At 41.6% G+C, this 11,117-nt stretch carries 11 protein-coding genes; 8 read left to right on the top strand and 3 right to left on the bottom strand.

Going from position 1 to position 11,117, the window contains the following annotated elements:
* Positions 1–48 precede the first annotated feature (48 nt).
* From QZ574_RS15555 to QZ574_RS15520, 8 genes are read left to right on the top strand one after another with little or no spacing between them, the layout of a single operon-like run.
* Entirely contained in the window at positions 49–1,269 is a 1,221-nt protein-coding gene (locus QZ574_RS15555; protein WP_297091168.1) for an FtsW/RodA/SpoVE family cell cycle protein, read from the top strand.
* Between the two features lie 45 nt (positions 1,270–1,314).
* The gene (gene murG, locus QZ574_RS15550; protein ID WP_297091166.1) at positions 1,315–2,418 is read left to right on the top strand and encodes an undecaprenyldiphospho-muramoylpentapeptide beta-N-acetylglucosaminyltransferase; all 1,104 of its coding nucleotides are present in this window, start codon (positions 1,315–1,317) and stop codon (positions 2,416–2,418) included.
* Between the two features lie 3 nt (positions 2,419–2,421).
* A complete protein-coding gene (murC, locus tag QZ574_RS15545) occupies positions 2,422–3,813 on the top strand; it encodes a UDP-N-acetylmuramate--L-alanine ligase (RefSeq protein WP_297091164.1) in 1,392 nt (463 codons plus the stop codon).
* The gene (locus QZ574_RS15540; RefSeq protein WP_297091162.1) at positions 3,806–4,558 is read left to right on the top strand and encodes a hypothetical protein; all 753 of its coding nucleotides are present in this window, start codon (positions 3,806–3,808) and stop codon (positions 4,556–4,558) included. The genes murC and QZ574_RS15540 overlap by 8 nt, the downstream gene beginning before the upstream one ends.
* Positions 4,559–4,560: 2 nt before the next feature.
* Entirely contained in the window at positions 4,561–5,844 is a 1,284-nt protein-coding gene (gene ftsA / locus QZ574_RS15535) for a cell division protein FtsA (protein ID WP_297091160.1), read from the top strand.
* 11 nt (positions 5,845–5,855) lie between these two features.
* Positions 5,856–7,211, top strand: a complete 1,356-nt coding sequence (gene ftsZ, locus QZ574_RS15530) for a cell division protein FtsZ (protein WP_297091158.1) — start codon at positions 5,856–5,858, stop codon at positions 7,209–7,211.
* Positions 7,212–7,244: 33 nt separating this feature from the next.
* Positions 7,245–8,627 carry a cell division protein FtsZ gene (gene ftsZ / locus QZ574_RS15525; protein WP_297091156.1) on the top strand — a complete coding sequence of 461 codons (1,383 nt, stop codon included), beginning with the start codon at positions 7,245–7,247 and terminating at the stop codon, positions 8,625–8,627.
* A gap of 15 nt (positions 8,628–8,642) precedes the next feature.
* Positions 8,643–9,092 carry a GatB/YqeY domain-containing protein gene (locus QZ574_RS15520; protein ID WP_297091154.1) on the top strand — a complete coding sequence of 150 codons (450 nt, stop codon included), beginning with the start codon at positions 8,643–8,645 and terminating at the stop codon, positions 9,090–9,092.
* A gap of 73 nt (positions 9,093–9,165) precedes the next feature.
* Here QZ574_RS15520 and QZ574_RS15515 read toward each other — a convergent pair whose 3' ends face one another.
* From QZ574_RS15515 to QZ574_RS15505, 3 genes are all read right to left on the bottom strand, one after another.
* Positions 9,166–9,489: a hypothetical protein gene (locus tag QZ574_RS15515; RefSeq protein ID WP_297091152.1), complete on the bottom strand. Its 324-nt coding sequence runs from the start codon at positions 9,487–9,489 to the stop codon at positions 9,166–9,168.
* A gap of 206 nt (positions 9,490–9,695) precedes the next feature.
* Entirely contained in the window at positions 9,696–10,382 is a 687-nt protein-coding gene (locus QZ574_RS15510; RefSeq protein WP_297091150.1) for a hypothetical protein, read from the bottom strand.
* Positions 10,383–10,480: 98 nt separating this feature from the next.
* Positions 10,481–10,918, bottom strand: coding sequence for a peptidylprolyl isomerase (locus QZ574_RS15505; protein WP_297091148.1), 438 nt, complete (start codon positions 10,916–10,918; stop codon positions 10,481–10,483).
* Positions 10,919–11,117: the final 199 nt, after the last annotated feature.

The raw sequence follows: 11,117 nt of genomic DNA, 5'->3' as shown, positions 1-11,117 counted from the left end.
TTACGAAGACAGAGGAAATCAATTTAAAAAAGAAGTAAGGAATTTGTAATGCAACATTCCATTCTGAAATTATTTAAAGGCGATCGTGTACTTTGGATGGTGCTGATGCTCTTGTCAGTGTTGTCGCTGCTAATTGTGTACAGTTCAACCGGTGCATTGGCTTATCGTGTGGCCTCGGGAAACACTTTAAAATACCTGTTTCGCCAGGTTGGTTTTTTAAGTGCCGGCATTGCCGTTATATTGGTAATGGTAAATGTATTGCCCATAAAGCTGTATTCGAAACTCGCCTGGTGGGCCTTGCTGGCAAGTATTGCTTTTTTGCTTTTTTCGGTGCTCATGCGCGGAACGCAGTTTGTTTCTACCAGCGGACGAACACTCAACTTCTGGGGAGTAACTTTCCAACCGGCCGAAATGGCCAAAATAGCGTTGATTCTGTTTTCGGCAAAAATTCTTGGAAAACGGCAAAAAACAAAAGGCGATTTGTGGGAAGCATTTAAGAAGATAATTTTTTATACCGGTATTGTTTGCGGTCTTATTTTTATATCCGATTTCTCGACCTCGGCATTGCTGTTTGCTACAATAATGACCATGATGTTTTGCGGCCGAATACCCCTGAAATATCTGTTTTCGGTTGTGGGGGCAGGTATTGCACTGGTAGTAGTAATATACATTACGGCAGAAATGCTGCCTTCTGGTTTCGGGCGAGTACAAACCATGAAAGGCCGTATTGAGCGATTTATTCATGGCGACCCAAACTCGGAAAAAGGCATAACCCAGGCCGATTACGCCAAACTGGCCATTTACACCGGAGGAATTTTTGGAAAAGGCCCCGGACATTCGGATGTGAGCAACTATATGGCCGCGGCCTATAACGATTTTATTTTTGCAATTATTGTTGAAGAATATGGCTTGCTGGGCGGTATTGCCGTTATCATGTTATTCCTTATATTTTTCTTCCGTGGCGTTGTAATTGTGCGGCGGGCAACCCGAACATTTCCGGCATTTTTGGTTATCGGCTTAACGCTGGTGCTCGTCTTTCAGGCTATGATAAACATTGGTGTTTCAAGCGGTGCTTTACCGGTAACCGGGCAACCATTGCCATGGATAAGTCTGGGCGGAACATCCTTGTTGTTTACCTCGCTGGCTTTTGGTCTCATATTAAGTGTTAGCCATCAAAATCAGCAAGATAAAGAAGTAACAGAACAGCCAATTATGATAAAGGCACCAGACGAAGATTATGAAATTGAAAATGAAAGCGCCAACGATTAAACGATATGAAATTGGCTCGATAGGTAGGTATGAATAAAACAAAACATGAATAAAAAAATAAATAAGGTAATTGTAAGCGGAGGAGGCACCGGAGGACATATCTTTCCGGCTTTGGCAATTGCCAACGAAATAAAAATGCGCAATCCCGATGTGGATATTTTGTTTGTTGGAGCCGAAGACCGAATGGAAATGGAGCGCGTGCCTGCAGCAGGATACAAAATTATTGGTTTGCCGGTTATGGGGTTTCCGCGGAAACCAAGCCTTAAGCTTATTACTTTTTTTAAAAAACTGCGGCAAAGTGCCAGGCTGGCCAAAAAAATTGTCGCCGATTTTAATCCGCAGGTAGCTATTGGCGTGGGCGGTTATGCCAGTGGTCCTTTGCTACGGGCAGCTGCTAAAAATAAGGTGCCAAGCCTTATTCAGGAACAAAATTCGTATGCCGGAATAACCAATAAACTTTTAAGTAAAAAAGCCAACTGCATTTGCGTTGCCTACGATAACATGGAGCGCTTTTTTCCGGCTGATAAGATTATTCTGACCGGTAATCCGGTTCGTAAAAACCTTACTGAAAAACAAGACAGAAAAACAGCACTGGAGTTCTTTAACCTAACAGAAACCGACAAAGTGGTTTTGATTGTGGGCGGAAGCCTTGGTGCCCGCTCGGTAAACCAGGCGGTTTTAAAAAATATTGAATTGATTGCGGCTTCCGGTGTGCAGGTAATCTGGCAAACAGGAGCCTATTATTTTAAAAATATTCAGGAAGAGCTGAACGGAAAAAAAACGGGCAACCTTCATATTCATAAGTTTATTACGCGCATGGATTTGGCCTACGAGGTGGCTAACCTGGTAATATCGCGTGCCGGTGCCGGAACCATTTCAGAACTTTGTTTGGTAGGTAAAGCCTCTATTTTGGTGCCATCGCCAAACGTATCAGAAGACCATCAAACAAAAAATGCAATGGCTTTGGTAGATAAGCAAGCTGCATTAATGGTGCGCGACGATGAGATTGATGAAAAATTATTCCCATTGGCATTTGAGGTGGTGGCTGATAAAGACCGCTGTGCAACATTGGCGGGCAAAAGTAAAGAACTGGCCAAACCCGATGCTACGGTGAAAATTGTTGATGAAATAGAGAAATTAGTGAGATAAAGGATGGAAAACATTCAGAAAATAAAGAATGTGTATTTCCTCGGAATAGGAGGAATTGGGATGAGTGCGCTTGCACGGTATTTTAAATTCTCGGGGCGAAATGTGGCCGGTTACGACCGCACGCCTACAGCATTAACCGATGCTTTGCAGAAAGAGGGAATTGATATTCACTTTGATGATGATATCCGAAATATCCCATCAAAATGGAATCCGTCTGAAACCATTGCTGTTTATACCCCTGCTTTGCCCGACGAACATAAGGAATTAAACTGGTTTCAAAGCCAGCCAATTGGCCTGTTTAAAAGAGCCAAAGTTTTAGGTATGATTTGCAACGAAAAGCAGGGTGTTGGCGTTGCCGGCACACACGGAAAAACCACCACAAGCACAATTGTTGCTAATATTCTGGATAAAACAGAATTGGGTTGTGGCGCATTTCTAGGCGGAATCTCTAAAAACTTCAGAAGTAACCTTGTTTTGCCCAAAAACGATTCGCCCTGGATTGTGGCTGAAGCTGATGAGTTTGATCGGTCGTTTCTGCATTTAAAACCACAGCTGGCATTGGTAACATCGGTTGATGCCGACCATTTGGATATTTATGGAGCGAAGGAAAAGATAGTGGAGTCGTTCGAGAAATTTATATCTCAAATTCAGCCCGATGGGAAATTGGTGGTTAAAGAGGGAATTGAACTTGATACAACAAAAACGCAGGCCCGGGTTTATTCCTATTCCTTAAAAGGAAAAACCGATTTTGCCACTTGCAATCTTCGTTTAAATGAAAAAACCGGATTTTACGTTTTCGATTTAAAAACACCCGGCGGGATAATCGCCAATTGTAAAATGAATTATCCGGGGCTGGTAAATGTTGAAAATACGGTTGGGGCTTGTGCTTTGGCATGGCTGGCCGGGGCGTCTGCTAATGCAATAAAATCAGGAATTGAAGATTACGAGGGGGTAGCACGAAGGTTTGATATTCGACACCGCTCGGAAAAGAAAATATATATTGATGACTATGCGCACCACCCCGAGGAGTTGAAAGCTTTTATCAATTCGGTGAAGGCACTGTTCCCCGGGAAAAAGTTAACAGGTGTGTTTCAGCCTCATTTGTACTCGCGAACCAAAGATTTTGCTACTGAATTTGCCGAAAGTCTGGATTTGCTCGATAAGGCCATCCTTATTCCGCTTTATCCGGCCAGAGAAGAGCCAATGCCCGGAGTGTCGTCGGCTATTATCTTCAAGCAAATGAAAATAGAAAATAAAATTCTGGCCGAACGCGAAGAAGTATTGAAAATATTAAAAACCGACAGAAATGAGGTTGTTCTTACGATGGGAGCAGGAGATATTGACCGCATGGTTGATGATATAACTGAACTGATGGAAAAATTAGGTCATGTTTAAAAAGTTTGCAAAAATAGGTGGTCTGGCAGTTTTACTGGCTTTTTTGTTGGTAACACTGGCTTTTACTTCGTTAGAGTATAAGAATGCCGTTTGCAGTACCATCGAAATTAATTACGAGGCAGATGAGGTAATAAAAGTAGATCGTACCGAATTAATCGCATTGGTTACAGCGATTGATAAAGATATTATTGGAAAAGATTTTGATGCCATTGATGCCGAACTTCTTGAAAATACAGTGAAAAAGCACGAGGCGATTTTGGATGCAGAGGTGTTTAAGGTGGTAACTCGTACTGACAGTGCTTCGTTTAAGGGTGCGCTGGCTATAAACGTAAAACACCGCAAACCCGTTGTTCGCATTTTTGCAGGAAACAATAACTACTACCTTGATAAATATGGCGGTAAAATACCGGTGTCAATAAATTACGCGGCAAATGTGTTGGTCGCTACCGGAAATATAAACGAAGAGTATGCACGCAAGCAATTGTTGCCTTGTGTTTTAAGTATAGAGAATGATAGTTTCTGGGAAGCGCAAATAGAACAGATTCATGTGCAAAAAAATGGAGATGTAGTGCTTATTCCCTTGGTTGGCGATCATTTTATTGAGTTTGGGACATTGGAAAATTATCCGCAAAAACTGCGAAATATGAAAGCCTTTTATAAGCAAATTCTTGCAAACGATAATTGGAACAAGTATAAATCAGTTAGTTTAAAATATAAAGATCAGGTAATAGCAAAAAGACGGTAATTATGGCTTCAAAAACAAACCTTTCAGTTGTTGTCGATATTGGCACCGCAAAAATGGTAGCCATGGCAGGTGTTGCAACCGCCGAAGGAAAAATGGAAATCCTTGCGGTTGCACAGGTTCCTTCTGCAGGAATAAAAAGAGGCTTGATATTTAATCTGGCCGATGCAACCGAGGCGCTCACAGCTGTGCTCGAACAACTCGACCAGCAGCTGGAGGAAGAAATAGACGTTGTGGATATTGCTTGCGCCGGAAAACATATGCACACCATCGATTACAAGGCAACGCGTTTTACCGGGGATGGAGGTGTAGTTACCAACCTGGATATTGATGAACTGTACAACGAAGCTAAAAGCCTGAAGATAAAGGGTGATTACCGCATTATAAAAGTTATTCCAACATCGTTTATTATTGATGATGAAATTGAGGAATTAAAACCTGTTGGAGCCACAGGTAGAAAAATTGAAGCGCGATACAAACTGGTTATTATGCCCGATCGCGATTACCAGATTCTGAACCGGGTACTCGAAAGTGTTGGTGTGCAGCTTGGCGAAGTTTACCATTCTTCGTTGGCCTTGGCTGAGGCAGCTTTATCAAAACCCGAGAAAGAAATGGGGGCAGTTGTTCTCGATATTGGCGCAGGAACAACCAATCTGGCTATTTATTACGATAATGCTCTGATTCATACGGCAGTTATCCCATTTGCCGGCGCAGTAATTACCAACGACCTAAAAGCCGGCTGCTCCACTTTTATGGAAAAGGCCGAACTCCTAAAAGTGCGTTATGGGCAGGCATTGGGCGATCAGATAAAATCGGAAGACACCGTAACCATTGCAAAAAATAATGGGTGGGAACCCAAAGAAATTACCATTCGTAGCCTGGCTTATATTATTCAGGCCCGGCTGGAAGAGATTGTTGATTGTGTGGTGACAGAAATTGAGAAGTCGGGTGTTGAGGATCGTTTGGGAACCGGAGTTGTACTGGCTGGAGGAACCTCAAATCTCGGACACATTATTACCCTGGTGAAGTTTCACACCGGGCTGGATGCACGCAAAGCCCACCCGGTAATTTTACCCGTAAACCGTCGCGATGAAGTGAAAAACCCGGAATTGTTAACCGCTTTGGGCGCATTAAAACTTTCGTTAACAAAAAATGTAGCAGAAGAACGAATTTTACCCGAACCTAAGCAAAGCAAACCTGGCCGTGGTTTAATGACCAATGTGAAAGGTGCGCTGCAAAGTGCAATAAACTTTTTTGGCGATGATAACGAAGATCTTGAATTAAATTAAAACAAAAAGATATGACCGAAGAATTAGCAAATTTTCAATTTCCAAAGGCAGCATCATCAATTATTAAAGTAATTGGCGTTGGCGGTGGTGGTTGCAATGCGGTCAATCACATGTTCGAAGAAGGAATAAAAGGAGTTGACTATATTATTTGCAACACCGATTCGCAAGCTTTGGATAACAGCCCGGTTCCTGTTAAAATTCAACTGGGAACAACCTTAACCGAAGGCCGGGGCGCAGGCAACAAGCCTGAAAAGGGAGCCGAAGCGGCACGCGAAAATTACGAAGACCTGAAACAGGTTCTTCAAGACAACACAAAAATGTTGTTTATAGCCGCCGGAATGGGGGGAGGTACCGGAACAGGCGCAGCTCCTGTAATTGCCAGCCTGGCACGCGAACTTAATATTTTAACCATTGCCGTGGTTACTATACCTTCTCCGGCCGAAGGGAACAAACGCCGAAATCAGGCCCAGGAAGGTATCGATAAAATGGCCGAATATGTTGACAGTATGCTCGTAATTAGCAACGACAGATTGCACCATATTTATGGCGATTTGCCCGCAAGCCAGGCATTTAAAATGGCCGATAATATTGTTGCAACTGCCGTTAAAGGTGTAGCCGAAATTATTACGGTTCACGGAAATGTAAACATCGATTATACCGATGTTGAAACAGTAATGCAAAAAAGCGAGGTATTTATCATGGGAACCGGCTTTGCCACCGGCGAAGGACGTGCAATGGATGCTGTTCAGGCAGCACTTGAGTCGCCATTACTTGATAGTAATGATATATATGGAACAAAAAATATTTTGCTGAATATAATCTCGGGTAGCGAAGAAATACGTATTGGTGAAATTGGGGAGATAATAGAAACCTTGCAGGAAAAAGCAGGACAGGAAGCAGATATTATTTGGGGTAACGGATACGACGAACGTTTAGGCGATAAAATTAGTGTTACTATTTTGGCTACCGGATTTGATACTAACCCAAACCGGGAATTACAGCCTGAAAAAGAAGTGCAGAATTTTAACCTTGATGATGATGTTGAAGAACCCGCCGGTGCGGTAATTGAAAATGAGCCGCTTAATGAAGAATTTGCAGCGGAAAACAAGAGTGCTGAGGACAAGTCTTACCAGCCGGAACACGAAACTGAACCGGAAGAAGAAACCATAATGTTTGTTCCTCCCAAACCTGATCCAAAACCAAAATCGAGAGGATTTGGATGGAAGCCCAAAGAAAAGTCAAAAGCTAAGCCAAAAGCCACTAAAAAGAAAGACGAACCTGTAACCGAGTCGAACATTGACAATTGGTTTTATAAGAATTTTGGAAGCAAAATTTTTAACGACGATGAGGATCAACCTTTAGAATAGTAACACGAAAACACAGTGAAGAAAATGGAAAATATGGCTGATTTTGTAATGGAAAAAACACCAGGTGCCGAAATAAAGGTAATTGGAGTAGGCGGCGGTGGAGGTAATGCTGTAAACCATATGTTTAAACACGGGATTCGTGATGTGGATTTTGTAATCTGCAACACCGATGCCCAGGCGATGGAGGCTAGTGCTATTCGAACTCGCGTACAACTGGGGGCTTCTCTAACCGAGGGACGTGGTGCAGGAAATAAACCGGAAGTGGGAAAGCAAGCTGCAATGGAAAACATTGAGGATGTTAAATCTGCCTTGTCGGAGAATACAAAAATGGTTTTTATCACTGCCGGGATGGGAGGTGGAACCGGAACCGGTGCCGCTCCTGTAATCGCTCAGTGCTGCAAAGAGCAGGGCTACCTAACCGTGGCCATTGTAACTATTCCATTCCGAAACGAAGGAAGAAGACGCATAAAACAAGCCTACGAGGGGATTAAAGAACTGGCCACTTTTGTTGATTCGCTGCTGGTAATAAATAACGAACGTATCCGCGAAATGTATGGCGATTTCGGCATCTCAGAAGCTTTTGCCAAAGCTGATAATGTGTTGTCGACTGCAGCAAAGGGTATTGCCGAAATTATTACGGTACCGGGTTATATAAATGTTGATTTTGCTGATGTAGAAACCGTAATGCGTAAAAGCGGAATGGCCGTTATGGGAACCGGGGTCAGTGCCGAAGAAAACAGGGCCGAGGATGCCGTGAAAAAAGCATTAAATTCACCACTTTTAAATGATAATGAAATAAGAGGTGCAAGAAATATTTTGGTAAACATTAATTCGGGTACACAAGAGGTAACCATGGATGAAGTGGGCCGAATTACCGATTATGTGCAGAATATGGCAGGTTTTGATGCCGATTTGATTTGGGGAAATGGGAAAGACGAAAGCCTGGGAGACCAGCTCTCGGTAACGGTTATAGCAACAGGTTTTCCTACCAGTATTATTTCTGAGCTTTCAGAGCAAAGCCAGCGGAAAGTTGTAAAACACACGCTGGAAAAAGAACATGCGGCTCCAAAAAAAAATGAAGACCAGACTTACCGGCACAGTGATGATAAGCGCAGCCAGTCTACTTTTGAATTTATTGTAGACGATAAAAAGCAAAACAATGAAGAGGATGAATTTGAATCGTTATATCCGATAACATCCCGCGAAAGAAACAAGTCGGAGAAGGAAATAGACATAAACGATTATGCTAATTTAAGCGACGACGATGTGGATGAAATCGAAAACGTACCGGCTTTTAAACGTAGAAATATCCGTATAAACGATCCAAAGTACAAACGCGACCGATCAGGGTACTCTGTGAATCGCGATAACCGTATTTCAGACAAAAACAGTTATTTACACGACAACGTTGATTAAAAAAAACAAATAATTATGGCACTTTTAGAACAAATTAATAACGATATTAAAGCGGCAATGAAAGCCCGCGAGAAAGAAAAACTGGAGGCCCTGCGTGGGATAAAAAAAGTAATGCTTGAAGCACAAACAGCCAAAGGAGCAGGCGATGAGTTGTCGGATGCTGATGCCATGAAAATTATATCAAAATTGGCCAAGCAGGGTGCCGATTCGGCAAAAATTTATAAGGAACAGGGGCGTGATGATTTGTTTGAACAGGAAATGAAACAAGTAGCGGTTTTTGAAAGCTATCTTCCTGAAAAAATGTCGGATGAAGATTTAAGTGCAGCCGTGAAAGAAATTATTGAACAATCAGGCGCTTCCAGCATGAAAGATATGGGAAAAGTAATGGGTATGGCCTCGAAAAAGCTAGCCGGCAAAGCCGATGGAAAAGAAATTGCCGATAAAGTTAAAGCACTATTGAGCTAGGCAATTCTAAAATCGTTTTTAAAAGAAACAGGCTTGTATTTGTTGTACAGGCCTGTTTCTTTTTTTTATGGATTTAATCTTCTATTTGGTCAGCAACGTGATCAAGATCTGCATATTTGTCTTCATAGTCTTGTTTCACGTCATCTTTTAAGAAACCATCATCATCGTAATCATCATCCTCATCAACCAATGCAACGGCTTCATTTTCCGTCATCCTTAACATGTAATACTTGTGCTCAGTTTCAAAAGGAAGTACGGTAATCTTTTGACCGGTTTTATCAAAAAAATGAATCAGGTTATCAGCAAAACCATCAGCATAAATAAGTTTTATTTGCTGCTGTAGCTCTTTGTCGAGCTTGCTATAATCTTTAATTACTTTTGGTTTGTTATTCGTCATTTCTCCAGTTAAATTTAGTTTAAGTAAATATCAAAAAAAACAGAAAGATTACTGGGTTTAATCTTTGTTAAATGCAAAAAATCGTATTGCTATACCTTAGCAAATAAATAGTATGGAAACGACATTTGCAATACCTGAATATTAATTTTTATGAATTTTTGCAAGTCTACTTTTTTAGTCAAAAAGTTGAATTTTTTGAGAAGGATTTATTGTCGCCTCATTTTTCCGTAAATACAGTTTTGGTCCTTGCACAACTGGCACTGAAAGCCCCGGGGTTTTAATCCTTCACCGATACCAATAATTCCGCTAATCGATTTTATGGGATGCATAATAAGTGAATCGGAAAGTTGAATGCCACAAAAGTTTTCAGGGAAAAATGAAAAGAGATTGACCTGGTCAGTCAGGCTCCATTCGCAATGTCCGGGCGAGTACCTGTCGGATATGCCCAGTCCCTGTTTAGCCACTTCTTTTTGCAATTGTTCCTGAATTTTGTCCATGGCCTTTTCAACAACAACCGAACCCAGCACATCAAAAACATAGGCCAGCATAGGGTCTTCGTTGCTTATTTCGCGCGAATACTGGCTAAATCCCTCTCCGGCCGTACAAACAAAAAGTACAAGCTGTTGCGCCTTTTTAAGCTGGGTACTAACCGCTTTTGTAGGGTTGAAGACTTTTTTTGCAATGATAATAGTGCTGTTGTCTGGTTTGGTATCTATCTCACTAACAAAATGGTAGCCGCCTTTAATGGCGCAAAGCTCTGGTGCTTTGGCAAAGCTTTGTTCAATATACTGAGGAAAGGGCTCCGGAATATTTTCGGAGAACCCTAAAAGCGGAGCCATGTCTCTTTCAGTTATTTGTAACTCCTCAAATCTATAGTGAAACTCTTTAATCATTTTTCTACCTAAAATAGCGTGGGAAATTACAATTATTTTAAAAGGCAAAAAAAAAGGAGTCATTAAAAATGACTCCTTTTAAGCTTATAGCGTATAAATTAATCTTCTGAAATGATGATTTTTTCAATTTCATCTCCTTGTCTGATATCGTCGATAACGTCAAGGCCTTCAAAAACTTTTCCGAAACAGGTATGATGACGATCAAGGTGTTGGGTGTTTTCGCGGTTGTGACAAATAAAAAACTGTGACCCTCCGGTATTTCTTCCCGCGTGTGCCATCGATAATACTCCTTTGTCGTGGTATTGGTTGTTGCCATCAAGCTCACAATCTATCGAATAGCCTGGTCCACCTGCACCTGTGCCATCAGGACATCCTCCCTGAATTACGAAGTTTGGAATAACCCGGTGAAAAGCTAATCCGTCGTAAAAACCAGATTCTGAAAGCTTAATAAAATTAGCAACAGTTCCCGGGGCATCTTCTTCGTAAAACTTAACCTTCATCACTCCTTTTGAAGTGTGTATCTCAGCTGTCTTCATTCTTTAAATTTTAAATTCGGCACAAATGTAGAAAAAATGCAGAATTTTCATAACATACGATTTGCAAACCTTTGAATTTAATTGTGTTAAGAAAAGGAGCCCATGACGAATTGTAAAAGAAAGAAGGAGACTCAACAGTCTCCTTCCTAAATGTTAACCCCCAAACACACAATATGGGATGAATCCCAAATGCTTTACA

This window comes from uncultured Draconibacterium sp. (assembly GCF_913063105.1).
In the GTDB taxonomy this organism is placed as follows: domain Bacteria; phylum Bacteroidota; class Bacteroidia; order Bacteroidales; family Prolixibacteraceae; genus Draconibacterium.
The sequence above is the reverse complement of the archived record's forward strand: the minus strand, read 5'-3'. Positions and strand labels throughout refer to the sequence as shown.

Excerpts from the sequence above, each read along its gene's own strand:
- QZ574_RS15555 (WP_297091168.1), top strand. The coding sequence starts at position 49 with ATGCAACATTCCATTCTGAAATTATTTAAAGGCGATCGTGTACTTTGG.
- murG (WP_297091166.1), top strand. The coding sequence starts at position 1,315 with ATGAATAAAAAAATAAATAAGGTAATTGTAAGCGGAGGAGGCACCGGA.
- murC (WP_297091164.1), top strand. The coding sequence starts at position 2,422 with ATGGAAAACATTCAGAAAATAAAGAATGTGTATTTCCTCGGAATAGGA.
- QZ574_RS15540 (WP_297091162.1), top strand. The coding sequence starts at position 3,806 with ATGTTTAAAAAGTTTGCAAAAATAGGTGGTCTGGCAGTTTTACTGGCT.
- ftsA (WP_297091160.1), top strand. The coding sequence starts at position 4,561 with ATGGCTTCAAAAACAAACCTTTCAGTTGTTGTCGATATTGGCACCGCA.
- ftsZ (WP_297091158.1), top strand. The coding sequence starts at position 5,856 with ATGACCGAAGAATTAGCAAATTTTCAATTTCCAAAGGCAGCATCATCA.
- ftsZ (WP_297091156.1), top strand. The coding sequence starts at position 7,245 with ATGGCTGATTTTGTAATGGAAAAAACACCAGGTGCCGAAATAAAGGTA.
- QZ574_RS15520 (WP_297091154.1), top strand. The coding sequence starts at position 8,643 with ATGGCACTTTTAGAACAAATTAATAACGATATTAAAGCGGCAATGAAA.
- QZ574_RS15515 (WP_297091152.1), bottom strand. The coding sequence starts at position 9,489 with ATGACGAATAACAAACCAAAAGTAATTAAAGATTATAGCAAGCTCGAC.
- QZ574_RS15510 (WP_297091150.1), bottom strand. The coding sequence starts at position 10,382 with ATGATTAAAGAGTTTCACTATAGATTTGAGGAGTTACAAATAACTGAA.
- QZ574_RS15505 (WP_297091148.1), bottom strand. The coding sequence starts at position 10,918 with ATGAAGACAGCTGAGATACACACTTCAAAAGGAGTGATGAAGGTTAAG.